Source organism: Caulobacter sp. FV2ps19 (genome assembly GCF_058681035.1).
This window is the reverse complement of the sequence record NZ_CM178729.1, coordinates 1,120,316-1,141,727: the sequence shown is the minus strand read 5'-3', so window position 1 is coordinate 1,141,727 and position 21,412 is coordinate 1,120,316. Positions and strand designations below refer to the sequence as shown.

The window sequence follows — 21,412 nt, the reverse complement described above, 5'->3', positions numbered from 1 at the left end:
GCCTTTGATATCGGGTACGGTTACAGTTGATGCAAGTGGCGGGGCGAGCGCGAACCCCTTTTGACGGCGCAGCGCTTTACAACACGCATTAGGAGCATGACACTGAGGTGGTCGCCTGAAGCGCGACGGAGAAACAGCATGACCCGTCCGGCCGTATTCGGTGTTCGCGCTCTTCTTGTGCTGCTGGCGGCGGCATCCACGGCTGGCTGCGGCGTCAAGACAACCTCCGCTCGGATTGTCGTTCAGGGCGCGCCCGCCCAGGTGGACCGCTACTTGGTGAGCCAGACGGCCGCCCATCCGGGCCTCAAGGCCTCCCTGTCGGCGCCCGACAGCAAGGGTCAGGTCGCGGCCACCCTGATCGTGCCCAGGCACGAGGGAAGCGCCGGGACCATGCAATTGATGACCCAGGCCATGGAGTCGAAGCTGACCGTTTCGTACTCGGCGACCAGCACCAGAACGTGGCTGCGGCTGGGCTAGGCTCTCCGCGGGCCGCGCTTCACCCGCGATCGACGACGCTCTGAGGCGAACGGGGCTTAACCGCCCTGCCCTTCGCGTTCGCCGCCGATCCGTGCTAGGTCGCGGCCAACGAAATTCACGAGAGTTCCATGGCCCTAAAAGTCGCCATCGTCGGCCTGCCCAATGTCGGCAAGTCCACCCTGTTCAACGCTCTGACCCAGACGGCGTCGGCCCAGGCCGCCAACTATCCGTTCTGCACGATCGAGCCCAATACCGGCGAGGTGGCCGTGCCCGAGCCGCGCCTGGAGGCCCTGGCCAAGATCAGCGGTTCGAAGGAAATCATCCCGGCCCGCATCACCTTTGTCGACATCGCCGGCCTGGTGCGCGGCGCGAGCAAGGGCGAAGGCCTGGGCAACCAGTTCCTGGCCAATATCCGCGACTGCGACGCCGTGGCCTTCGTGGCCCGCTGCTTTGAAGACGGCGACATCGTCCACGTGGAAGGCCGCATCGACCCGATCAGCGATCTCGAGATCATCGAGATGGAGCTGATGCTGGCCGATCTGGAAAGCCTGGAAAAGCGCGTTCCGGCCCTCGAAAAGCGCGCCAAGGTCGGCGCCGACAAGGAGAGCGCCAACACCCTGCGCCTGGCCAATATCGCCCTGGCCCTGCTGCGCGAAGGCCGCCCGGCCCGCGCCGCCAAGATCGACGCCGATGACGAGAAGGCGTGGCACATGCTGCAGCTGCTGACCTCGCTGCCGGCCCTCTATGTCTGCAATGTCGATGAAGGCAGCGCCGACAAGGGCAACACGTTCAGTGACCTGGTGGCCGAACGCGCCGCCAAGGACAACGCCAAAAGCGTGGTCATCTCGGCCCAGATCGAGAGCGAGATCGCCCTGCTGGACGCCGAGGAACGCGCCGAATTCCTCGAGACCCTGGGCCTGGAAGAGCCGGGCCTCAACCGCCTGATCCGCGAAGCCTACACACTGCTGGACCTGCAGACCTATTTCACAGTCGGCCCCAAGGAAGCCCGCGCCTGGACCATCCATGTGGGCGACACCGGCCCGCAGGCGGCCGGCGTCATCCACACCGACTTCGAGAAGGGCTATATCCGCGCCGAAACCATCGCCTTTGACGACTTCATCAAGCTGGGCGGTGAAAACGGCGCCAAGGAAGCCGGCAAGATGCGGGCCGAGGGCAAGGAATATGTCGTCAAGGACGGCGACGTGATGCACTTCCGGTTCAACGTCTAGGACACCATATCAAGCGGCCGGAACGGAAACGTCCCGGCCGCTTTTTATTGGCGAGGAGGCCCGCATGTCCGACAAGATCACCCTGACCTCAGCGATCGACGGCTTCGCCTTCAACGCCCTGCATGCGCAGCCGCAGGGCGAGCGCAAGGGCGGGATCGTGGTGATCCAGGAGATCTTCGGCCTGGACCAGTATGTCGTCGCCGACGTGGCGCGCTGGTCGGCCTTGGGTTTCGAGGTGCTGGCCCCATCGATTTTCGACCGCGCCGAGCCCGGCTTCATCGCCGAGCATGACCCCAAGGGCTTCCAGACCGGCGTCAGCCACGTCAACACCATCGGCGCCGAGAAGATGCTGTCCGACATCCAGGCCTGTATCGATGAGCTGGCGCCGCGCGGTCCGGTGTTCGCCGTGGGCTATTGCCTGGGCGGATCGCTGGTCTGGCTGGCGGCCGGCAAGCTGAGGGGCCTGGCCGCGGGGTCATCCTATTATGGCAGCATGGTCGCGGCCAACGCCGCCTTGCCGCTGTCTTGCCCGGTGATCGTCCATCTGGGCCGCAAGGACGCCCACATCCCGGCCGAAGACGTCCAGTCGACCCTCAGCGCCGCCCAGCCCGAGGTTCCCGTCTATATCTACGAGGCCAGCGGCCACGGCTTCAACAATGACGGCCGGCCCGATTCCGACCTCGAAGACGCCAAGCTGGCGCGTCAGCGGACCCTGGCCCTGTTCCAGTCCTTCGGCGCAGTCTGATGGGCGAGTCCATCGCCCTGGCCACCCGCGACGGCGCGCCTTTCAGCGCCTATCACGCGCGCCACCAGGACGCCCGGCGCGGCGGCCTGGTGATCCTGCACGCCATCTGGGGCGTGACGCCGCACATCCGCGAACTCTCCGACACCCTGGCCGATCAGGGCTATGAGGTGATTGCCCCCGCCTTGTTCGACGCCGCCGACGCGCCCTTCCCTGAGGCCAATAGCGACCCGTCCATCCTCGATCAGCGCATGAGCATGGGCGCCGTGACCGGCTGGGGCGCCAGCGCCATACCCCGCGTCCAGACCTGTATCGAGGCCATGGAAGGCCCGGTGTTCGCCCTGGGCTTCTGCTATGGCGGCACGACCGCCTGGCTGGCGGCGGCGCGCTGCACGGGCCTGTCAGGCGTGTCGTGCTTCTACGGCGGCGACATCATCCGGTATGTCGACGAGACCCCCAAGGCGCCGACCGCCCTGCATTTCGGCAAGCGCGACAGCCTGATCCCGATGGCCGACGTCGAGACCATCCAGGCGGCGCATCCAGACGTGCCGGTGTGGCTCTACGACGCCGGCCACGCCTTCGTCGCCCCCAACGGCTATCATGCCGACAGCGCCAGTCTGGCCATGCTGCGCACCCTGCAGCTGTTCCAGCGCGGCGGCGGCGCCAAGGGCGAGGTCTGAGCGCCCTATTTCGCCGCGACCGCCCCCGCCCCCGGCCAGGCGCTGTCGCCCAGTCTCGTCAGGGTCATCTCGAACATCTGCACCGGCGGTCGCCCCGGCATGATCCGCTCACCGACCTGACGCCAGGTCCCGTCCTTGAAGACGGCGGTATAGCGGATGGTCATCGGCCCGGCCGGGACCTCCCAGACATAGCCGTCACCCGTGACCATCAGCGGGAAGTCGCCCATGTAGCTCGTGGCGTAGGAGCGCAGGGTGAAGGCGTCGGTCGACGGCTCGTAGAAGATTACGCCCAGAGCGTTGAACCCCGTTGCGCCGTTGGGTTCATAGCCGCGCCCCTCGATCACCTTCACCGTGCCGTCCAGCAGCGGGCCGACGCGTTCGGTTTGGGTGATCTCGTGCTTGGCGCCGTCGCCCATCCGGATCCAGGCCGGACCGCGCCAGACGCCGTCCATCATGGCCAGCTTGCCGAGGGCCTGTTTCTGGGCGGCCAGGCGCGTCGCCGGGTCGGACGGCGCCTGGGCCAGGGCCGGCGCGGCGATCCAGAGCACGGCGACAGCGGCGGCCGAAACAAACGAGCGAGACATGGGGGTTCTCCGAAAGGAAGGTCACATACTTTGATAAGCAAAGCCCTTTTCGTCAATCGGTGGCGATACGTCAGCGCTCTGCTGTCCTGACCAGTCGAGCGCGTATGACGATGGCTGCTGGAATGCACCAATAGGCCATCCCCGGCAGCCAGGGCGCCAGACGGATTGGCGCGAAGGTCAGCAGAACAGAAATCACTCCGCTGACGGCGATGATCATCCAGATCTCGGTACTAGCGCGCGCACGCACCCGTGCGCCCGGCGCAAGACCCAATCGCTCGCCGGCCCCGACGACATGGGCGTAGAGGCAGCAGAACAGGCAGGCCAAGACCGTAAAGCCCACGCCATAAACTCGAAACAGCAGGCGCAGGTCGTCCAGGCTGTGGATGATCATCGCGCCTGGCAGCCGCCCGCCCGAGATCCAGACAAAGCCGGTCTCGGCCAGCATCCGGAGCGGAAAGACATAGATCAGCACCACGAAAACGATGGCGAGGGCGTTGAGGCTGGACAGGGCGTCGCGGCGTGGCGCGAAACGCGCGAAATCGCGATAGGCCAGCCAGAACATTGTGATCAGTGCAAAGGCGCCCAGTGAAGCCGGAATTCGCCCCATGGCCGCCCACAGCGCCGGAAGGGTCGAAACCCCGTCCGCCCCGGCGATCACCAGCAAGGTCACCGCGAAGGCGAAAGCGGCGTCCACGAAGGCGTCCAGCCGCTTTGCGGCCTCATACTCGTGATCTTCGCGCTCGACCATGCCTCAGCCCCTCCCGCAGAGAACGCCCCATGATGGCGCCGATCCCTCCAGTGTCCACCGGCGCCTGTCCCTCAAGCGTTGAAGGTCATCGACTCCGCTCTGCTCGGAAACCGTCGTCGAACCCGTAAGGCTGAGCTAGGCTGGCCTTATGCGTCACGCGTCCGCTCCGTTGATCGTTCTGTCACTGGCGATGACTGGCTTGATCTTTCCCGCCATCGCGCGCGCCGGCGAGACCGCCTGCTGGTTCGAGAACGGCGCGATCATCGCGCCCGCGACCCTCGCCGACATGGCCGGCGACTATGTCATCGACCTGTCGGCGCCCACCACCCTGCTGCATGAGACCAAGGCGCAGATGTCGGGCTATGCGGAGACCGACCTGACCCTGCCTGTCCGCCTGGCCGGCCAGCGGGTCGCGGCGGCCCCGGTGAAGGTGCGCGACCTGGACTATCGCAGCGTGGGCTTCGTCACCCCGATCAATGGGGTGATCGGGGCCGATATTCTGAACCGCTATGTCGTGACCATCGACTTCTCGCCCTGCCGTCTGCGCCTGGACCTTCCAGGCGGCCGCCACAGGCCGCGCGGGCGCAGCGTGGCGGTGACCCAGGTGCAGGGTGTGCCGACGGTGCGGGCGGCGGTCTCACGCGGCGATCAGGGGATCTCCGGCGCCTTCGCCCTGGACACCGCCTCGAACGGCGGGGTGCGGGCGCGGGGGGCGGCTGACGCGCCGCGCCAGAAGCCGGCGGGAACCCTGCGGGCCCTGTCCTGGAATGGCGTGCTTCACCAGAACGTGCCGGCGGTGAAGGCCGGCGATCTGCCGCAGGGCGTGGTCGGGGCGCTGGGCGTCCAGATCCTGTCCGCCTATCGCCTGCGGCTCGACCCGGCGGCGGGGCGGCTGTGGCTGACGCCGGCCCCGAAAAAGGCGCTCAACGAAAAAGGGCCCGGCGTCGCCGCCAGGCCCTGATCGTGTTCAAGCTGTCGGAACGGTCAGTGCGACTCGTTCTTCCAGACCTTGCGGTAGCTGGCATAGAGCAGCCCCGAGAACAGCAGCAGATAGAGGATGACCACGAAGCCCATCTTCTTGCGCTCTTCCAGCTTGGGCTCGGCGGCCCACATCAGGAAGGCCGAGACGTCCTTGGCCTGCTGGTCGACGGTCGACTTGGTGCCGTCGTCGAAGGTGACCAGGTCGGCCTTCAGCGGCGGAGCCATGGCGATGAAGCCACCGGGCGGAACGTGCTCGTGCGAGCCCGACCACGCCGAGGTGAGGTCACCGGCCATATAGGGGTTGTAGTGCTGGTTGGCGCCGACCTTCAGGCCCTTGGGGGGCTCTTCATAGCCGGTGATCAGCGAGTAGATATAGGCCGGGCCGCCTTCGCGAGCCTTGGCCAGCAGCGACATGTCCGGCGGCAGGGCGCCGCCGTTGCTGGCGCGGGCGGCCGGCTCGTTGGGGAACGGCGCGTGGAAGCGGTCGGCGCTGGTGGCCGGACGCTTGATGGGATCGCCGGTCTCGGAGTCGATATCATCGACCTCGTAGTCCTTGGCGATCGCCTTCACCCACGGGTTGTCGTTCGGGTTCTTGTACTTGGCGTCGTAGAACGGGCCGCCCTTGTCGCCGAGGTTGCGGAAGCTGACCAGGCTCATCGAGTGGCAGGACGAGCAGACCTCCCGATAGACCTTGTAGCCACGCTGCAGCTGGGCCTGGTCGAACTTGCCGAAGGGACCTTCGAACGACCAGTGGACGTCCTTGGGCTCTTCCTTCTTGCCGCTGGCCAGGGCCGGGCCGCAAACGGCGGCGGCCATCAGACCCGCGACCGCTGCAAGAGTAGTGAGTTTACGCAGCATCGGGATCAGCCCTTCTTTTCAGGCGACAGCGCCGGGGACGCGATCGAGTCCGGCACGGGCAGAGGCGTTTCCTTCAGACCCAGGATCGGCAGGATCACCAGGAAGAAGCCGAAGTAGTACAGCGCCGCGACACGCGACAGCCACACATAGCTGTTGAGGTCGGCGTCGAAGGCGTTGAACGTGGTCAGGTGCGGAATGACCGGATCGCTCGGCAGCTTGCCGCCGCAGACGCCCAGCACGCAGCACGCCACCACGAAGAACAGGAAGTAGACCTTCGCGGTCGGACGGTAGCGCATCGAGCGCACCTTGGAGGTATCCAGCCAGGGCAGGGCGAACAGGCAGGCGATGGCGCCGAACATGGCCAGCACGCCCATCAGCTTGTCCGGCACGGCCCGCAGGATCGCGTAGAACGGCAGGAAGTACCATTCCGGAACGATGTGGGCCGGCGTCACCAGCGGGTTGGCGGGGATGTAGTTGTCCGAGTGACCCAGAGCGTTGGGCAGATAGAACACGAACACCGCGAACAGGATCAGGAAGATGCTCATCGCGAAGCCGTCCTTCACCGTGGCGTACGGCGTGAAGGGCAAGGTGTCGGCTTTCGACTTGGGATCCACGCCCGTCGGGTTGTTCTGGCCGACCACGTGCAGGGCCCAGATGTGCAGGATCACGACGCCCGCGATCATGAAGGGCAGCAGGTAGTGCAGCGAGAAGAAGCGGTTCAGGGTCGCGCCATCGACGGCGAAGCCACCCCACAGCCAGGTGGTGATCGCCGGACCCACGATCGGCAGGGCGCCGAACAGGTTGGTGATCACGACGGCGCCGTGGAAGGACATCTGACCCCAGGGCAGGACGTAGCCCATGAAGGCGGTGGCCATCATCAGCAGATAGATCACGCAGCCCAGCAGCCACAGCACTTCGCGCGGCGCCTTGTAGGATCCGTAATAGAGGCCGCGGAACATGTGGATGTAGACGGCGATGAAGAACATCGACGCCCCGTTGGCGTGCATGTAGCGGATCAGCCAGCCGTAGTTCACGTCGCGCATGATGTGCTCGACGGAGTTGAAGGCGTGATCGGCGCTCGGCGTATAGTGCATCACCAGGATGATGCCGGTGATCAGCTGCGAGGCCAGGCACAGCGACAGGATGCCGCCGAAGGTCCACCAGTAGTTCAGGTTCCGCGGCGTCGGATAGTCGACGAAGCTGTCATAGCCGAGGCGCACGATGGGAAGACGGGCGTCGAGCCAGCGCTCGAAACCGGTTTTCGGTTGATAAGTCGAATGTCCGCTCATCTCGCTTAGCCGATCTTGACCTTGGTGTCGGTGAGGAAGGCGTACTCCGGAACCGCCAGGTTCAGGGGCGCCGGGCCCTTACGGATACGGCCCGAGGTGTCGTACACCGAGCCGTGGCACGGGCAGAACCAGCCGCCGTAATCGCCGCCGCCGAACGTGGGCACGCAGCCCAGGTGCGTACAGCTGCCGATCAGGACCAGCCATTGCGCCTTGCCGGGCTTGACCCGGTCGGCGTCCTTCTGGGGATCCTTCATCGACGCGTTGTCGTCTTTCACGGCCGCGGCGATTTCCGCCTGGGTCCGGTTGCGAACGAACAAAGGCTTGCCGCGCCACTTCAGCGTGACCTGCTGCCCCTCGACGACCTTGGTCAGGTCGAACTCGATCGAGGCCAGGGCCAGCGTATCGGCTGACGGGTTCATCTGATCGACGAACGGCCATACCAGCGACGCGCCAGCGCCAGCGGCGGCGGCGATCGTCGCGATGTAAATGAAGTCACGCCGGCTGGGATCAGCCCCATGCTCCGGCTCGGTTGTTGCGCCCACGGCGGTGTCGGCCACCCAAGTCACCCTTCGATTCCGCCATGCCGAGAGACCGGCTGGCTCTGAGGAGCGCCTTGCGGCGCCTTATCTTTGTCGACCCGCGAACGGATCTCCGCCACAAAGCGGCGGTCGGTTCGTCCTATCGGACGCGCGGCGTGAGTCCGCAAGCCCTTTCGATTCGCAGGAATGTCCCTGCTAGCCCTGTGGTGTTCGTTAGAATGCGTGTCGCACTTTTTCAACCAGGCATTCCGCAAAACCTTGGGGCCGCGATTCGATTGGCCGCCTGTTTCGGCGTCGGCCTGGACGTCATCGAGCCCTGCAGCTTTCCGCTGGACGACAAGAGCCTCAAACGGGCGGCCCTCGACTATGGCCCTCTGGCCCATATGAAGCGGCACGACGGATGGGACAGCTTTCTGGCCGCCCCCGAGCGGACCGAGGGCCGCCTGCTGCTGTTCACGACCAAGGGCGCTGTTCCGTTTCACCAATTTGAGTTTCAGGCCGGCGACACCCTGCTGTTTGGCAATGAAAGTCGCGGCGCCGGCGACGAGGTCCATGCCGCCGCGCAAGGCCGCCTGGTGATTCCCCTGCGGCCCGAGGCCCGGTCGATGAACCTGGCCACCACGGTCTCCATGGCCCTGGGCGAGGCTCTGCGGCAGACCGGCGGATTTTTTGATCCAGCGGCGGATTTGCACGCCGGGCCCGATGGCCTTAATCGGCTTGCATGAGCACGACGCCCCCCGCCCCTGCCGATCTCGATCAGAAAAAAGCCCTGGCCCAGACCTGGTTTGAAAGCCTGCGCGACCAGATCTGCGCGGAATTCGAGCGCCTGGAAGATGAGGCGCCGGCCGATCTCTATCCGGGGCCGGCGGGACGATTCGTCCGCAAGCCCTGGGACCGCGCGGCCGGCGGCGGCGGCGTGATGGCGATGATGCACGGCCGGCTGTTCGAAAAGGTCGGCGTCCACTGCTCGACCGTGTTCGGAACCTTCACCCCGGAGATGGCCAAGGGCATGCCGGGCGCGGACGCGGACCCCCGGTTCTTCGCCACTGGGATCAGCCTGATCGCCCACATGACCAATCCGCGCGTCCCGGCCGTGCACATGAACACCCGCTTCATCGCCACGACCAAGAGCTGGTTCGGCGGCGGCGGCGACCTGACCCCGCTGCTGGGCTATCAGCGCCAGCAGGACTTTCCCGACGCCGTCGACTTCCACGCCGCCTATCAGCGCGCCTGCGACGCCCACCACCCCGACTGGCACGCCAAGTACAAGGCCTGGTGCGACGAGTACTTCTTCCTGCCCCATCGCAACGAGCCGCGCGGCGTCGGCGGCATCTTCTATGACCACCACGACAGCGGCGATTGGTCGCGGGACTTCGCCTTCACCCAGGACGTCGGCAAGGCGTTTCTGGAGATCTATCCCACCCTCGTTCGCCGTCGCATGGGCGAGGCCTGGACGCCTGAGGAACGCGAGCAGCAACTGGTGCAGCGTGGCCGCTATGTGGAGTTCAACCTGCTCTACGACCGCGGCACGATGTTTGGCCTGAAGACCGGCGGCAATGTCGAGTCGATCCTCAGCTCGATGCCGCCGATGGTGAAGTGGCCGTAACCGGCCACCGACCCAGACGCGCGATCACGCCTTGGGGCATTTGGCCCCGGTGTCGATCCAGGCGCGGATGAGTTCGCCGAACTCGCCCTGAGTACCCGGCGCCGCCTTACGGCCCGCGCCCGGATTCCAGGCCCAACCGACCAGCGAGTCTTCCGCCATGTGATGGTGGAGCTCTTCCAGGCCTCGGCCGCCGTTGCGGGCCGGATCCTTGATCTGCGCGCAGATCGCGCCCAGCGACTGGCCCTGCCAGGCCATCTCGACCGGGGCCAGGGCCCATTTCGGATCGCCGGGGATCGACTGGATGCTGTCGCCCCAGGTCGGGACATTGGCGGCGCCGTGGCACGACAGACACGGCAGGCCGGGGACGCCATGGCCGCTCTGACCGCCGGCGACCGGCGGATCGTGCGGATGCATCGTGTCGCCCTGGGTGGGGCGACGTTCGACCGGGTGGCAATTCAGGCAGCGCGGGCTCTGGATGACCTTGCCGGCCTCCTGGAACAACGCGACCGAGCGCGCGGCGGGATCGGTGATCGACACGAAGGTGGCCGCGGCCTTCAGCGGGACAGGGGCGGCGCCCGCCGTCTCGGGCGCGGCCCAGACGCTGGTGATCACGGCGCCGCCGGCGAGGGCGAAACCCAGAACGACGACGAGGGTGGTGGCGCGCATGCGGAATCTCCCAGACCTCTCTGGAACGCTGAAGCTAGCGCGCGGTTGCCTGACGCAGAAACGCCCCGATCCAGCCGCCGACCCGCGCGCGGTCATTGGGCGCCTGCAGACTGGCGATCGCCGCGTCGGCCTGGGCGTCGGTGAAGCGGGTTCCCCGCCGCGACTCGATCAGCGCCGCCGCATAGGCCGGGTCGAACTCCGGATGGACCTGCATCGAGATGGCCGGGGCGTCCTGGTAGGCCAGCAGGCCATAGGGCGTGAAGGCGTTGCCCCCGACCACCGCCGCGCCCGGCGGCAAGGTCACCACCTGGTCCTGGTGCGAGGCGGGAATGGCGACGCCGGGCGCATCGGTCCAGGTCTGGGGGCGTTCGATGGCGTAGCGTTGCAGGCCAACGCCCCAGCCCTTCTCGGACTTGACCACCTCGCCGCCAAAGGCCTGGGCCATGATCTGGTGGCCGAAACACACGCCGACCAGAGGAACCTGACCCTTGGCCGTACGCAGGAAGTCCGACAGGGGCGCGATCCACGGCAGCGGATCATAGACCCCGGCCGCCGACCCGGTGACGATATAGGCGTCCTGCTCGCCCGGCCTGGCGGGCAACTGGCCGGCCTGGACGTCATAGGCGGCATAGACGTGATCGGGGCCCAGCAAGGTCTCGAACATCCCGCCATAGCGGCCGAAGGCCGGCTGAAGCGCCCCCGGCGGCTCACCGGTTTCCAGCAGGCCGATCCGCATCAGTAGATCATACCCTGGGCGACGGACTTCAGGCGCTCGACCGCGCTGAACTTGTCCTCGATGAAGTCCTGGTCGATCCACCAGATCTCGATCTCGCGCATCACCTCGCCGACCATCGGCCCCTTGGGCACGCCGGCCTTCATCACCTCGTCGCCCGACAGCGGGAAGGGCGGCGGGGTCCAGGTCTCGGCCAGGGCCAGCAGGCCCCGCCATTGCGGCGCGGTCACCGGTCGTCCCGATCCCGCCCAGGCCAGCTTGATGCGGTCACAGAAGGTGCGCACGCCCAGGGCGTAGACGCAGCGTCGGGCCTCGCGCGGGCTCATCCAGCTGACGACGCGGGGACTCTTGCCGACCGCATCGATGATGCGGTCGCGGACATTGTTGGGCAGGCGCAGGCGCTCGGCCATCTGCTCGGCGATCTTGGGGTCGTCGGGGATCAGGGCGGCCAGCCGCAGATCGGGATCGTTCTCGAACAGCTGCTCGGTCTCGATGGCCAGCAGGCTGTCGAAGCGGGCCAGGGATTTGACGAACGGCAGGATCGAGCCCAGCACGCCGGTCGCCGCCATCAGCCGCAGGGCCGGGCGGGGATCGTCGGCCGACAGCAACTTCATCAGTTCCTTCTGGATGCGCTCGGCCGTGCGGCCCGAGACCATGCCCTTGAGCGCCTTGCAGGCGGCCAGGGCCTTCTGGTCGGCCTCGCCCTTGCCGTACCAGGCATGGAACCGGAAGAACCGCAGGATGCGCAGATAGTCTTCGCGAATGCGGGTCATGGGATCGCCCACGAACACCACCCGCCCTTCGCGCGCGTCGCTCACGCCGTGGCCGGTCGGGTCATAGAGGCGCCCCTCGGGATCGACATACAGGGCGTTGAAGCGGAAATCGCGGCGCTCGGCGTCCTGGCCCCAGTCCTGGCTGAAGGCCACCGTGGCCCGGCGGCCGTCGGTGCTGATGTCCCGGCGCAGGGTGGTGATCTCATAGGGCCGGCCGCTGGAGATGGCGGTGACGGTGCCATGATCGACGCCGGTCGGAATCGCCCGCAGGCCGGCCTCGGCCAGGGCGGTGATCACCTGGTCGGGCGTCAGGGTGGTGGCGATATCGATGTCGTCGATGGGCTTGCCCATCAGGGTGTTGCGCACGCAGCCGCCGACGAACCGCGCGCAGCCGACAAAGCCGTGCGCCTCCAGCGCCGCGATCACCGCCCGGGTTTCCGGCAGCGCCAGCCAGGGCGCGTCGCCGATCGTTTCCGTGTTCAACGTCTGCAACTCCCACCACACCACGCTCTCGAGCGCGGGCGACAGTGTTAGGACAGGTCACCCCGCGTTCGCCAGACTCGAAACGCGTCAGGCGACGGGGAGGCCGCCAGTTTCTTCGTGCAAACGCTCGTAGAGCGACCGCAACATGCCCGCCGTCGCGCCCCAGATGAACCATTCGTTCCACGGCATGGCGTAGAAGTTGCGCCGCTCACCGCTGGGTGTGACGCGATGCTGACGCTCGTGATTGGCCGGATCCATCAGGAAATCGAACGGCGTCTCGAAGACGTCGGCGACTTCCTCCGGGCTGGCGACGAACTCGGCGGCCGGATCGATGAAGCCGACCACCGGCGTGACATGAAAGCCCGTCACCGTCTGATAGCCGTGCAGCAGGCCGGCCAGGGTGACGAAGTTCGGGTCCAGACCCACCTCTTCCTGGGCCTCGCGCAGGGCGGTCTGCCACGGGGTCTCGCCGGGGTCGCAACGCCCGCCGGGAAAGGCGATCTGGCCGGTATGGCTGCGCAGGGTGTCGGCCCGGCGGGTCAACAGCACGGTCAGTCCGTCCGGCCGCTCGATCAGCCCCACCAGCACGGCGGCGGGCCGCAGGGCGTGGGGGTTGTCGAAGGTCAGGCCCGGATTGAGATCAAAGTCCGAGCGCACCGGGTCGGCCAGGCTGGGATTGTACTGCGCGATCGGATCCAGCCGGCTGCTGATCCAGGCGCGGCGCTCATCAGGTGTCATGCCGGTATCGACCCGGCCGGCGCGATCGGGAACCAGGCGCCGTTCGAGCTGACGCCAAACACCGCGCCCTCGGCGGTGTCGCGCGGCTGGGCCATCTCGGCCAGTTCGTAGAACACCGGCCGGGCGATCAGGGCTTCCAGCCCGCGCCGCACGTGCAGATAGGGGCGCGGCTCGCCGGTGGCCGGATCGGTCTCGACGCGGATGGCGTTGTCGGGCCCGGCCTCGACCACGTCGCCGACATTGGTCAGGAACTTCAGGGCGTCGCCCTCACGATCCACCCGGACGGCGATGAACGGCGCGTCCTCGACCTGGATGCGCATCTTCTCGACCGGCGTGACCAGATGATAGCCGTCCGGATCCCGCCGCAAAACGGTGGAGAACAATCGCACCAGAGCCTCACGGCCGATCGGCGTGCCCTCGTGAAACCACACGCCGTCCTTGCGGATGCGGATGTCGATCTCGCCGCAGTGCTCGGGATGCCACAGATGCACGGGCGGCAGACCGCGCGCGCCCGCCGCCTCTCCCAGCGCGATTTGGGCGGCCTGGGCCACGCCGTCCAGTCCAGCCTTGGGAGCATCAGCGGTCATAGCCTTCAGGTAGGCTATGCCGCCCTCAGGCTCAAGCGACTGCGACGGGCCCCGACAGGCGCTCATCGCCGCAGGGCGCCAGGGCTTTCAGCAGCACGCGGCGCTGATCGACCGGGCCCGGCATGGCGACGCCGGCCGTGTGCGCCGCCGAAAAGCCGGCGCGCGTGAAATAGGGCGCGTCGCCGACCAGCAGCACGGCCTTCCAGCCGGCGGCCCGGGCGGCCTCGCAGGCGCGCTCGACCAGGGCCTGGCCCAGACCGGCGCTGCGCTCGTCGGGATCGACCGCCAGAGGGCCCAGAAACGCCACGGGCGCGCCGCCGATGGTCACCGGCCAAAGACGCACGCAGCCCACCGGCTGGTCGCCCCGCATCGCCACGAACGAGCAGTCGGCCAACAGGCGGTTGCCCTCGCGCAGACGCTCGGAAACCTTGGCGAAACGGCCGGGGCCAAACACCCGGTCGATGAGGGCGGTGACGGCGGTTTCCATCGCGGGCGTCTCAAGGACGAGCGGCGGGAGGGAAACGGACGCGGTGGACACAGAGGAAATCGAGGTCATCAGCCTGCGGAATGCGAAAGGTCGTCGGGGCTCCCGACGCCAGGCGCGGGAGGGCTTCAGATCGTGGCGCGTTCGCGCGTCATTCGTCGTAGCGACTTGGGCAGGCGCATCGCCGGACCTCTCATGAACTCGCGGGCGCTGTAGGGCCAAGCCTGCGTCAGGTCAATAACGTTGCGGCGACGGCGAGCGTCAGTATGGTGCGCCGCGATGTCCGACCTCCCCTCCCCCGCCGCCGAACCCGCTTCAGACAGCTCTACCCGCGCCCTGTTGCGGGAACGTGACTTCATGCTGTTCTGGGTGGAGCGATTCCTCTCCACCCTGGGGGTTCAGATCCAGTCGGTGGCCCTAGGCTGGCAGGTCTACGCCATCGCCCGCCTGACCCATTCGGTCGGCGAGTCGGCGTTTCTGGTCAGCATGATCGGCCTGGCCCAGTTCCTGCCCCTGCTGGCCCTGACCCTGACCGCCGGCGAGACCGCCGACCGCCACACCCGCAAGGTCATCGTCGCCATCAGCCTGGTGGTCGACTCCGTCAGCGCCGGCGTGTTGCTGTTCCTGGCCCTGACCGGATCTCACGCCCTTTGGCCGATCTTCGCCGTGTCGGTGATGTTCGGGGCCAGCCGTTCGTTCCTGTCGCCGGCCAGCAGCGCCCTGGGCCCGATGCTGGTGCCGCGCGCCCTGCTGCCGCGCGCCATCGCCTGGAATTCCCTGGCCTGGCAGAGCGCCTCGATCATCGGTCCGGCCATCGGCGGCCTGCTGCTGATCCACTCGCCGGCCCTGGCCTTCGGAACCGCGCTGGGTCTCTATCTGCTGGCTGCGACGATGGCCCTGGCGATCCGCAAGAACACCAGGCCCCAGACCCAGCCCGGCTCACGCCTGGCCCTGATCAAGGAGGGCCTGTCCTATGTCTGGAACAACAAGATTGTCTTCGGCTCGATCTCGCTGGACCTGTTCGCGGTGATCCTGGGCGGAGCCACGGCCCTGCTGCCGGTGTTCGCCAAGGACGTGCTGCACATCGGCCCGGCCGGGTTCGGCATCCTGCGGGCCTCGCCGGCCATCGGCGCGACCCTGGTGGGCATCTATCTGGCCGCCGTTCCGATCCGTCGCCATGCCGGCCGGATCATGTTCGCCGGCGTCGCGGTGTTTGGCGCGGCGACGGTGGTGTTCGGCCTCTCCAAGCTGCTGTGGCTGTCAGTCGGGTCGCTGGCCGTGCTAGGCGGGGCCGACATGCTCAGCGTCTATGTCCGCCAGACCCTGGTGCAGATCGTCACCCCCGACGCCATGCGCGGTCGCGTCGCCGCGGTCTCGGGCGTGTTCATCAGCGCCTCCAACGAACTGGGCGAGGCCGAGAGCGGCGTCGCCGCCTGGCTGCTGGGCCCCGTGGGCGCGGCGGTGTTCGGCGGCGTGGGCGCGATCGGCGTCACCGGCCTGTGGGCCTGGCTGTTCCCGCAGCTGCGCAAGGCCGACCGGCTGAACTAGACCCCTGCCAGCTCTCGCAGCGCCTCGCCCGTCATCCGGCGGATGATCCATTCGTCCATCGATGCGGCGCCCAGGCGGTCATAGAAGGCGATCGAGGGGGCGTTCCAGTCCAGAACCGACCATTCCAGCCGGCCCAGGTTCTCGTCGAGGCAGCGCCGGGCCAGATTGGCCAGCAGGGCCTTGCCCGCGCCGGAGCCCCGCGCCTCGGGCCGCACGAACAGGTCCTCCAGATAGATCCCGTGCCGGCCGACAAAGGTCGAGAAGTTGTAGAACCACAGGGCAAAGCCCACCGGCGCGCCGTCGATCAGGGCAATGTCGCAAAACGCCCTGGGATTTTCGCCAAACAGCGCCGCCTTGAGGTCGGCATCGGTGGCCGTCACCGACTCCAGGAGCTTCTCATACGCGGCCAGATCGCGGATGAACTGCAGGATCAGGCCGCTGTCGGCCGGGGTGGTTGACCGGATGGTGACGGTCTGGGAGGACAAGGACATGGCGGTCTCTTCGGACTATCTGGACTTCGTGCTTGAGCATCTGGCGCCGTTGGGCGTCCTGAAGTCACGCAAGATGTTCGGCGGCGTCGGGCTCTATGCGAACGACCTGTTCTTCGCCCTGATCGATGACGACGTTCTCTATCTCAAGGGCGACGAGTCGCTGAAGGCCGATTTCGAGGCGGCCGGCTCCCAGCCGTTTCGCCCCTTCGGTCCCGACGAGAAACCCATGGCCTATTGGTCGGCCCCGGTCGACGCTCTGGACGACAGCGACCTGCTGGTCGCCTGGGCGCGGCGGTCGGTCGAGGTGGCGGCGAAGAAGAAGCGGTGAGGCTTTGCGTCCTTCGAGGCTCGCCTAGGGCTCGCACCTCAGGATGAGGGATCTGTGCTGCTTCCCTCATCCTGAGGCGCCCGCACAGCGGGCCTCGAAGGACGCACAGCGCCTCAGCCGATCTTCACGCCCGGCGGCGGGACGCTGTCCTCGGGCACGAAGAAGTCCGGCATCAGGGTGGCGGTCGGATCCACGCTGTAGGGCGTGAAGTCGCGGACGCCCTCGCCGTACAGGAACGTGTCGTCGATCAGGAAATTGCCGCTGAACTCCCGCGCGGACTTTTCGAAGATCGCGTGGGCGGCGTCGGCCATGATCTCGACGGTCCGGCAGTGCTTGAGGCCTTCCTCGCCGGCCAGGGCAAACTCGATCGCCGCCGTGGCGATGCCGGTGCGCGGCCACAGGGCGTTGAAGGCGATCCCGTCGCTCTTGAACTCCTCGGCCATGCCCAGCACGCACATCGACATGCCGAACTTGGCCATGGTGTAGGCCACGTGCGAGCCGAACCAGCGCGGCGACATGTCCAGCGGCGGCGACAGCATCAGCACATGCGGGTTTTCCGCCTTCTTCAGATGCGGGATGCAGGCCTTGGAGGTCAGGAACGTGCCGCGCGTATTGACCTGATGCATCAGGTCATAGCGCTTCATCTCGGTCGACAGCGTACCGGTCAGCGAAATGGCCGAGGCGTTGTTGACGCAGATGTCGATGCCGCCGAACTGGGCCACAGCCTTCTCGACCGCTTCATGGACGGACGCTTCCTCGCGCACGTCGACGATCAGCGGCAGGGCCTTGCCGCCCGCCGCCTCGATCTGCGCGGCCGCCGAATAGATGGTGCCCGGCAGCTTGGGATGGGCCTCCGCCGTCTTGGCGGCGACGACGATATTGGCCCCGTCGCGGGCGGCCCGCAGGGCGATGGCCAGGCCGATGCCGCGCGAGGCGCCGGTGATGAACAGGGTCTTGCCTTGAAGCGACATCAACGGACCTCCGAAAAGTGATGAAAGGGTCTTAGTCCCGCCCGCGTGCGCGGTCACCCCGCGCCGGTGGTCTCCACCGAAAGCGCCCACAGCCGCTCGGCGGCGTCGGGATCCAGAGCGTGAGGCATGACGCCCACCCAGGGCTTGTCCTTGGTCCACGGCAGGGCCTGGGCCAGGTCTTCCAGATAGAGCCCGCCGACGCCTTCCAGCTCATCGCCGACCGCGGCCCAGACACTGGTCGAAGCGCCTTCCTGCGTCGTCTTGAAGCCGTCGGCGACCTTGCCGGTCTCATCGATCCAGCCCATCGCCCGCTGCTCCTCGATCGGCAGGTGGCGTTGCAGCGGGGTCATGATGCCGCCCGGCATCACGGCGTTGGCGGTGACGCCCTGGTCCTTGAAGCGCCTGTTGAAACCCACGGCGAACAGGGCGTTGGCGCTCTTGGCCTGGCCGTAGCTTTCCCACTTGTCGTAGTCGCGGGTCTTGAAGTGCGGGTCGTCGAAATTGACCCCCGACCGGCGGTGGCCGATCGACGACAGCGACACCAGCCGCGAGGTCTTGCCCGACTGTTTGGCCCCGGCGATCAGGTTGGGGGCCAGCAGCACCGACAGCAGATAATGGCCGAAATGGTTGGTGCCGATCTGCATCTCCAGACCGTCCTCGGTATAGGCCAGCGGGCAGGCCATGACGCCGGCGTTGTTGATCAGGATGTTCAGCGGCCGGTCGCCCCAGCGCTCGGCGAAGGCGCGGACCGACTTGAGGCTGGCCAGATCCAGCATCGACCATGAAGCTTTGGCGCCTTTAGCCGTCTTGTTGACCTCGGCGACGGCGGCCTGCGCCAGGTCGGGCTTGCGGACGGCGATGATCACCTCGGCCCCGGCCTCGGCCAGCGCGCGGGCGGTCTCGATACCGATGCCGGTGGCGGCGCCGGTGACGATGGCGACCTTGCCCGTCAGGTCATGGCCGGCGGCCACGTCGCGGGCCGGGGTGTGAGGCTTGAAGCCCGAGGTGATGCGGTCGGCCATGTGGTTCTCTCCCGTGATGTTCTTGTTGGTCAGAACGCTACAGTTGCAGGGCGAGCAGTCCAAGGGCGATCGCCAGGCATAGCGGGCCATAGGCGCGGCGGTTGAGGCGGGCGAAGGGCGTGCCCTCGGCGTATCGGAAGACCGGCGGGACATAGGTGGCCAGGCCGCGCAGGGCGAAGACGGCGAACAGGACCCATCGCGCCGCCCCAAGCCAGGGCTCAAGCGGCGACGGCGGGGCGAGCACGGCCAGCACCAGAAGTCCGCCCGCCGCCAGGGCGGCGGCGGCGGCGACGCTGGCCAGCGGGCCGGGCGCGCGCATGCCCGCCGTGCGCCCGACCACGTGCTCGACCATCGAGGCCTCGTCGTGTCCCGGCCACCGGCCGCCGAACGCCCAGTAGAGATGGACGCCGGCCAGGGCCAGCAGGGTCGCCGCCAGGATCACGGCCAGAAGCACGGCGTCAGGCGACCTTGCTGAAATCGGCCGGACGGCGCTCGGCGAAGGCCATGAACGCCTCGCGGGCCTCTGCGGTCTGCAAGCGCTCGGCGAACAGCGCGCCTTCCCTGTCCATCAGGGCGGCGATCTTCTCGGCGTCGCGCATCAGGCGCTTGGTGGTGGTCAGGGCGCCCAGCGGACGGGTGGCCAACTGGTCGGCGGCGGCCCGCGCCCGCGCCCGCAGATCCTCCAACGCAACCACCGCGTTCGACAGGCCCCAGGCGGCGGCCGTGGTCCCGTCCACGGCTTCGCCCAGGGCGAACATGGCATAGGCGCGGGCATGGCCGATCCGGGCCGGCAGCAACCAGCTGGAGGCGGCTTCCGGCACAAGCGCCAGATTGACGAACGGCGTCGTCAGCCGCGCGTCGGGGCTGGTGAACACCAGGTCGCAATGCAGCAGCATGGTCGTGCCCACGCCCACGGCCTGGCCGTGCACGGCGGCGACCAGCGGCCGCGTCGCGTTGGCCAGGGCCTTCAGGAACCGACCCACATGCCGCTCGCCGCTGAAGGCGCCGGTGGCCTGGGCGGCGAAGTCCTGCAGGTCGTTGCCGGCTGTGAAGGCGTCGCCGTCGGCCTGGAACACCACCACCCGCACGGCGGGATCGGTCTCGGCCTGCTCCAGACTGTCGGCCAGCACGCCGTACATGGCGTTGCTGAGCGCGTTCTTCTTCTCGGGACGCGCCAGGGTCAGCGTCATCACACCGGCGTCGATCTCGACCTTCACATGTTCGGTCATGCGGCCTCTCCTTTGGGAAACTTGGTTTGCAGGCTCATCAGCCAGCGGGCGACCACGGCGATCTCGTCGTCCGAGAAGCCTTCGGTCAGGGTTGAATTGATGCCGTCCAGGCCGCCCTTGGCCTCGGCCCGCGCGGCGCGGCCCTTGTCGGTCAGATACAGCCGCAGGACGCGGCCGTCGGCGGGGTCGGAGCGACGCTCGACCAGGTCGACCCTGGTCATCCGGTCGATCAGGCCGGTCATGGCCGAGGGCGCCAGGTCCAGCGCCTCGGCGGCTTCACCGATCAGGGCGCCGTCGCGCTGTCCCAGGAAGAACAGCACGCCGGACTGGGCCGCCGTCAGACCGCCCTTGGCCGCCATCGCCGCCTCGATCCAGCGCTGAACGCGCCGGGCGCCGGCGTTGAGCAGAAAGACGAGACGGCGATCGGTCGGCGTGGACATGCCGGGACGTTAATACTTCGTGCGCGAAATATCAAACGCTCGTTTCGGAGGTGCGCGTCGCGCGATACCAGTTCACCCCGTCCGCATCGGGCGCGCGCTGGATGCGGTCGCGGCCGATCAGACAGTTCAAATGGGCCAGGGCCTCGCCGGTCGCCATGCCCAGCAGATCGGGACCGATCGGGCGGGCGAACAGCGCGCCGAACACGTCCACCGCCCGCCGGGGCTCGGCGAGCTTGCCTTCCAGCCGCGCCAGGCCGCGCTCATGGCCGTTGATCAGATGGTCGATCCGCGCGTGCAGGCCGTGGAACGGGTCATTGTGGGCGGGCAGCACCAGCACGCTGTCGGGCACGGTCGCCTTGACCTTGGCCAGGGAGGTCAGCCAGTCGCTCAGAGGGTCAGCTTCAGGCTCGGTGGGAAACACCGAAACGTTGGACGAGATGCGCGGCAGCACCTGGTCGCCGCTGATCAAGACCCCCAGCTCCGGACACCACAGACACGCATGGTCGGGCGAGTGGCCCTGCCCCGTCACCACGCGCCAGGTCCGCCCGCCGATGTCGAAATCCTCGCCGTCCGACAGGCGCCGATAGCTGTCGGGCAGGGCATAGACCGCCTTGCCGAAGCCGCCGAACCGCGCCCTGTAGTTCTCGATCGCATCCTCGTCCCAGCCTGCGGCCTTGAAGAACCGCACCCCGTCCTCGGGCGCCTCGCGGCCGGTGTCGGCCACCAGCATGCGGCACTGGAAATATTCCAGCCGGGTCATCCACAGCCGGCAGTCGAACTTGCGCACGATCCAGCCGGCCAGGCCCACATGGTCGGGATGCAGGTGGGTGCAGATCACCCGGGTGATCGGCTTGCCGCCCAGGGCGCCGGCAAAGGCGGCGCGCCAGGCCTGGCTGGTTTCCTTGGTCTGGACGCCGGTGTCGACGATCGCCCAGCCCTCGCCGTCGGCCAGGGCCCAGACATTGATGAACTGCAGCGAGCCGCCCAGTGGCTGACGCAGCCACAAAACCCCCGGCGCGACCTCGACGGCCTCGCCTGTTCCCTGTTCGGGCGGCGTCTCGAACGGGTAGACCAGCTTGGGCCTGCGCGGTTCTGTCGCATCCTCTTCCAGTCCGTCGCGCATGAGTCGCTCCCTGTCGCCATGTTTTCGCTCATCTCGGAGGACATCTTGACCCACAAGGCAAGC

27 protein-coding genes are annotated in these 21,412 nt (G+C 67.6%); 9 read left to right on the top strand and 18 right to left on the bottom strand.

Annotated features, from left to right (window positions below; all coding sequences use genetic code 11):
- Positions 1-138: 138 nt before the first annotated feature.
- The 4 genes from ACW18B_RS05505 to ACW18B_RS05490 all read left to right on the top strand — a co-directional run bounded on the left by ACW18B_RS05505 (position 139) and on the right by ACW18B_RS05490 (position 3,128).
- The gene (locus ACW18B_RS05505; RefSeq protein WP_492050216.1) at positions 139-477 is read left to right on the top strand and encodes a hypothetical protein; all 339 of its coding nucleotides are present in this window, start codon (positions 139-141) and stop codon (positions 475-477) included.
- 128 nt (positions 478-605) lie between these two features.
- On the top strand, positions 606-1,706 hold the full coding sequence (gene ychF / locus ACW18B_RS05500) for a redox-regulated ATPase YchF (RefSeq protein ID WP_492050215.1): 1,101 nt from the start codon (positions 606-608) through the stop codon (positions 1,704-1,706).
- A gap of 64 nt (positions 1,707-1,770) precedes the next feature.
- Positions 1,771-2,451, top strand: a complete 681-nt coding sequence (locus ACW18B_RS05495; RefSeq protein WP_492050213.1) for a dienelactone hydrolase family protein — start codon at positions 1,771-1,773, stop codon at positions 2,449-2,451.
- Positions 2,451-3,128, top strand: a complete 678-nt coding sequence (locus ACW18B_RS05490) for a dienelactone hydrolase family protein (RefSeq protein WP_492050212.1) — start codon at positions 2,451-2,453, stop codon at positions 3,126-3,128. The genes ACW18B_RS05495 and ACW18B_RS05490 overlap by 1 nt, the downstream gene beginning before the upstream one ends.
- A 5-nt stretch (positions 3,129-3,133) precedes the next feature.
- Here the strand turns inward: ACW18B_RS05490 and ACW18B_RS05485 are convergent, their stop codons facing one another.
- Positions 3,134-3,712, bottom strand: a complete 579-nt coding sequence (locus tag ACW18B_RS05485; protein ID WP_492050210.1) for a DUF1579 domain-containing protein — start codon at positions 3,710-3,712, stop codon at positions 3,134-3,136.
- A 70-nt stretch (positions 3,713-3,782) separates the two neighbouring features.
- Positions 3,783-4,460, bottom strand: a complete 678-nt coding sequence (locus ACW18B_RS05480; RefSeq protein ID WP_492050209.1) for a TMEM175 family protein — start codon at positions 4,458-4,460, stop codon at positions 3,783-3,785.
- 190 nt (positions 4,461-4,650) lie between these two features.
- Between ACW18B_RS05480 and ACW18B_RS05475 the strand changes: the two genes are divergently transcribed.
- Positions 4,651-5,421, top strand: coding sequence for a pepsin/retropepsin-like aspartic protease family protein (locus ACW18B_RS05475; protein WP_492051614.1), 771 nt, complete (start codon positions 4,651-4,653; stop codon positions 5,419-5,421).
- 23 nt (positions 5,422-5,444) lie between these two features.
- Here ACW18B_RS05475 and ACW18B_RS05470 read toward each other — a convergent pair whose 3' ends face one another.
- From ACW18B_RS05470 to petA, 3 genes are read right to left on the bottom strand one after another with little or no spacing between them, the layout of a single operon-like run.
- Positions 5,445-6,299 carry a cytochrome c1 gene (locus ACW18B_RS05470; protein WP_492050208.1) on the bottom strand — a complete coding sequence of 285 codons (855 nt, stop codon included), beginning with the start codon at positions 6,297-6,299 and terminating at the stop codon, positions 5,445-5,447.
- Positions 6,300-6,304: 5 nt separating this feature from the next.
- The gene (locus tag ACW18B_RS05465) at positions 6,305-7,588 is read right to left on the bottom strand and encodes a cytochrome b (RefSeq protein WP_492050206.1); all 1,284 of its coding nucleotides are present in this window, start codon (positions 7,586-7,588) and stop codon (positions 6,305-6,307) included.
- Positions 7,589-7,593: 5 nt separating this feature from the next.
- Positions 7,594-8,145 (bottom strand): ubiquinol-cytochrome c reductase iron-sulfur subunit, encoded by a 552-nt coding sequence (gene petA, locus ACW18B_RS05460; protein WP_492050204.1) that lies wholly within the window; start codon positions 8,143-8,145, stop codon positions 7,594-7,596.
- Between the two features lie 200 nt (positions 8,146-8,345).
- On the opposite strand from petA, the gene ACW18B_RS05455 reads away from it, so the two are divergent.
- Together ACW18B_RS05455 and hemF are read left to right on the top strand one after the other, a co-directional pair.
- On the top strand, positions 8,346-8,852 hold the full coding sequence (locus tag ACW18B_RS05455; protein ID WP_492050202.1) for a tRNA (cytidine(34)-2'-O)-methyltransferase: 507 nt from the start codon (positions 8,346-8,348) through the stop codon (positions 8,850-8,852).
- Positions 8,849-9,733: an oxygen-dependent coproporphyrinogen oxidase gene (gene hemF / locus ACW18B_RS05450; RefSeq protein ID WP_492050201.1), complete on the top strand. Its 885-nt coding sequence runs from the start codon at positions 8,849-8,851 to the stop codon at positions 9,731-9,733. Before ACW18B_RS05455 ends, hemF begins: the two co-directional genes overlap by 4 nt.
- Before the next feature lie 24 nt (positions 9,734-9,757).
- On the opposite strand, the gene ACW18B_RS05445 is transcribed toward hemF, so the two are convergent.
- From ACW18B_RS05445 to ACW18B_RS05420, 6 genes are all read right to left on the bottom strand, one after another.
- A complete protein-coding gene (locus ACW18B_RS05445) occupies positions 9,758-10,399 on the bottom strand; it encodes an Isoquinoline 1-oxidoreductase subunit (RefSeq protein WP_492050199.1) in 642 nt (213 codons plus the stop codon).
- Positions 10,400-10,433: 34 nt separating this feature from the next.
- On the bottom strand, positions 10,434-11,135 hold the full coding sequence (locus ACW18B_RS05440; RefSeq protein WP_492050198.1) for a glutamine amidotransferase-related protein: 702 nt from the start codon (positions 11,133-11,135) through the stop codon (positions 10,434-10,436).
- Complete coding sequence (locus ACW18B_RS05435) at positions 11,135-12,388, bottom strand: CCA tRNA nucleotidyltransferase (protein WP_492050196.1); 1,254 nt, start codon at positions 12,386-12,388, stop codon at positions 11,135-11,137. Before ACW18B_RS05435 ends, ACW18B_RS05440 begins: the two co-directional genes overlap by 1 nt.
- Positions 12,389-12,475: 87 nt before the next feature.
- Entirely contained in the window at positions 12,476-13,126 is a 651-nt protein-coding gene (locus tag ACW18B_RS05430) for a CoA pyrophosphatase (protein WP_492050195.1), read from the bottom strand.
- The gene (locus ACW18B_RS05425) at positions 13,123-13,713 is read right to left on the bottom strand and encodes a DUF1285 domain-containing protein (protein WP_492050193.1); all 591 of its coding nucleotides are present in this window, start codon (positions 13,711-13,713) and stop codon (positions 13,123-13,125) included. The genes ACW18B_RS05430 and ACW18B_RS05425 overlap by 4 nt, the downstream gene beginning before the upstream one ends.
- 31 nt (positions 13,714-13,744) lie before the next feature.
- Positions 13,745-14,269: a GNAT family N-acetyltransferase gene (locus tag ACW18B_RS05420; protein WP_492050191.1), complete on the bottom strand. Its 525-nt coding sequence runs from the start codon at positions 14,267-14,269 to the stop codon at positions 13,745-13,747.
- Between the two features lie 207 nt (positions 14,270-14,476).
- On the opposite strand from ACW18B_RS05420, the gene ACW18B_RS05415 reads away from it, so the two are divergent.
- Positions 14,477-15,745 (top strand): MFS transporter, encoded by a 1,269-nt coding sequence (locus ACW18B_RS05415; RefSeq protein WP_492050190.1) that lies wholly within the window; start codon positions 14,477-14,479, stop codon positions 15,743-15,745.
- Here the strand turns inward: ACW18B_RS05415 and ACW18B_RS05410 are convergent.
- Positions 15,742-16,236, bottom strand: coding sequence for a GNAT family N-acetyltransferase (locus ACW18B_RS05410; protein ID WP_492050188.1), 495 nt, complete (start codon positions 16,234-16,236; stop codon positions 15,742-15,744). The genes ACW18B_RS05415 and ACW18B_RS05410 overlap by 4 nt on opposite strands.
- Between ACW18B_RS05410 and ACW18B_RS05405 the strand changes: the two genes are divergently transcribed.
- Positions 16,235-16,564 carry a TfoX/Sxy family protein gene (locus ACW18B_RS05405; RefSeq protein ID WP_492050186.1) on the top strand — a complete coding sequence of 110 codons (330 nt, stop codon included), beginning with the start codon at positions 16,235-16,237 and terminating at the stop codon, positions 16,562-16,564. The genes ACW18B_RS05410 and ACW18B_RS05405 overlap by 2 nt on opposite strands.
- Positions 16,565-16,677: 113 nt before the next feature.
- Here ACW18B_RS05405 and ACW18B_RS05400 read toward each other — a convergent pair whose 3' ends face one another.
- The 6 genes from ACW18B_RS05400 to ACW18B_RS05375 are packed head-to-tail and all read right to left on the bottom strand — an operon-like array spanning position 16,678 to position 21,349.
- Entirely contained in the window at positions 16,678-17,535 is an 858-nt protein-coding gene (locus ACW18B_RS05400) for an SDR family oxidoreductase (RefSeq protein WP_492050184.1), read from the bottom strand.
- 53 nt (positions 17,536-17,588) lie between these two features.
- Positions 17,589-18,557: an SDR family NAD(P)-dependent oxidoreductase gene (locus ACW18B_RS05395; protein WP_492050182.1), complete on the bottom strand. Its 969-nt coding sequence runs from the start codon at positions 18,555-18,557 to the stop codon at positions 17,589-17,591.
- A 37-nt stretch (positions 18,558-18,594) separates the two neighbouring features.
- Positions 18,595-19,011 (bottom strand): DUF3995 domain-containing protein, encoded by a 417-nt coding sequence (locus tag ACW18B_RS05390; protein ID WP_492050180.1) that lies wholly within the window; start codon positions 19,009-19,011, stop codon positions 18,595-18,597.
- A 4-nt stretch (positions 19,012-19,015) separates the two neighbouring features.
- Complete coding sequence (locus ACW18B_RS05385; RefSeq protein WP_492050178.1) at positions 19,016-19,786, bottom strand: enoyl-CoA hydratase; 771 nt, start codon at positions 19,784-19,786, stop codon at positions 19,016-19,018.
- Positions 19,783-20,226 (bottom strand): MarR family winged helix-turn-helix transcriptional regulator, encoded by a 444-nt coding sequence (locus tag ACW18B_RS05380; protein ID WP_492050176.1) that lies wholly within the window; start codon positions 20,224-20,226, stop codon positions 19,783-19,785. The genes ACW18B_RS05385 and ACW18B_RS05380 overlap by 4 nt, the downstream gene beginning before the upstream one ends.
- Positions 20,227-20,257: 31 nt before the next feature.
- Complete coding sequence (locus tag ACW18B_RS05375; protein ID WP_492050174.1) at positions 20,258-21,349, bottom strand: MBL fold metallo-hydrolase; 1,092 nt, start codon at positions 21,347-21,349, stop codon at positions 20,258-20,260.
- Positions 21,350-21,412 lie beyond the last annotated feature (63 nt).

Excerpts from the sequence above, each read along its gene's own strand:
- ACW18B_RS05505 (WP_492050216.1), top strand. The coding sequence starts at position 139 with ATGACCCGTCCGGCCGTATTCGGTGTTCGCGCTCTTCTTGTGCTGCTG.
- ychF (WP_492050215.1), top strand. The coding sequence starts at position 606 with ATGGCCCTAAAAGTCGCCATCGTCGGCCTGCCCAATGTCGGCAAGTCC.
- ACW18B_RS05495 (WP_492050213.1), top strand. The coding sequence starts at position 1,771 with ATGTCCGACAAGATCACCCTGACCTCAGCGATCGACGGCTTCGCCTTC.
- ACW18B_RS05490 (WP_492050212.1), top strand. The coding sequence starts at position 2,451 with ATGGGCGAGTCCATCGCCCTGGCCACCCGCGACGGCGCGCCTTTCAGC.
- ACW18B_RS05485 (WP_492050210.1), bottom strand. The coding sequence starts at position 3,712 with ATGTCTCGCTCGTTTGTTTCGGCCGCCGCTGTCGCCGTGCTCTGGATC.
- ACW18B_RS05480 (WP_492050209.1), bottom strand. The coding sequence starts at position 4,460 with ATGGTCGAGCGCGAAGATCACGAGTATGAGGCCGCAAAGCGGCTGGAC.
- ACW18B_RS05475 (WP_492051614.1), top strand. The coding sequence starts at position 4,651 with ATGACTGGCTTGATCTTTCCCGCCATCGCGCGCGCCGGCGAGACCGCC.
- ACW18B_RS05470 (WP_492050208.1), bottom strand. The coding sequence starts at position 6,299 with ATGCTGCGTAAACTCACTACTCTTGCAGCGGTCGCGGGTCTGATGGCC.
- ACW18B_RS05465 (WP_492050206.1), bottom strand. The coding sequence starts at position 7,588 with ATGAGCGGACATTCGACTTATCAACCGAAAACCGGTTTCGAGCGCTGG.
- ACW18B_RS05455 (WP_492050202.1), top strand. The coding sequence starts at position 8,346 with ATGCGTGTCGCACTTTTTCAACCAGGCATTCCGCAAAACCTTGGGGCC.
- hemF (WP_492050201.1), top strand. The coding sequence starts at position 8,849 with ATGAGCACGACGCCCCCCGCCCCTGCCGATCTCGATCAGAAAAAAGCC.
- ACW18B_RS05445 (WP_492050199.1), bottom strand. The coding sequence starts at position 10,399 with ATGCGCGCCACCACCCTCGTCGTCGTTCTGGGTTTCGCCCTCGCCGGC.
- ACW18B_RS05440 (WP_492050198.1), bottom strand. The coding sequence starts at position 11,135 with ATGCGGATCGGCCTGCTGGAAACCGGTGAGCCGCCGGGGGCGCTTCAG.
- ACW18B_RS05430 (WP_492050195.1), bottom strand. The coding sequence starts at position 13,126 with ATGACACCTGATGAGCGCCGCGCCTGGATCAGCAGCCGGCTGGATCCG.
- ACW18B_RS05425 (WP_492050193.1), bottom strand. The coding sequence starts at position 13,713 with ATGACCGCTGATGCTCCCAAGGCTGGACTGGACGGCGTGGCCCAGGCC.
- ACW18B_RS05420 (WP_492050191.1), bottom strand. The coding sequence starts at position 14,269 with ATGACCTCGATTTCCTCTGTGTCCACCGCGTCCGTTTCCCTCCCGCCG.
- ACW18B_RS05415 (WP_492050190.1), top strand. The coding sequence starts at position 14,477 with ATGTCCGACCTCCCCTCCCCCGCCGCCGAACCCGCTTCAGACAGCTCT.
- ACW18B_RS05405 (WP_492050186.1), top strand. The coding sequence starts at position 16,235 with ATGGCGGTCTCTTCGGACTATCTGGACTTCGTGCTTGAGCATCTGGCG.
- ACW18B_RS05410 (WP_492050188.1), bottom strand. The coding sequence starts at position 16,236 with ATGTCCTTGTCCTCCCAGACCGTCACCATCCGGTCAACCACCCCGGCC.
- ACW18B_RS05400 (WP_492050184.1), bottom strand. The coding sequence starts at position 17,535 with ATGTCGCTTCAAGGCAAGACCCTGTTCATCACCGGCGCCTCGCGCGGC.
- ACW18B_RS05395 (WP_492050182.1), bottom strand. The coding sequence starts at position 18,557 with ATGGCCGACCGCATCACCTCGGGCTTCAAGCCTCACACCCCGGCCCGC.
- ACW18B_RS05385 (WP_492050178.1), bottom strand. The coding sequence starts at position 19,786 with ATGACCGAACATGTGAAGGTCGAGATCGACGCCGGTGTGATGACGCTG.
- ACW18B_RS05380 (WP_492050176.1), bottom strand. The coding sequence starts at position 20,226 with ATGTCCACGCCGACCGATCGCCGTCTCGTCTTTCTGCTCAACGCCGGC.
- ACW18B_RS05375 (WP_492050174.1), bottom strand. The coding sequence starts at position 21,349 with ATGCGCGACGGACTGGAAGAGGATGCGACAGAACCGCGCAGGCCCAAG.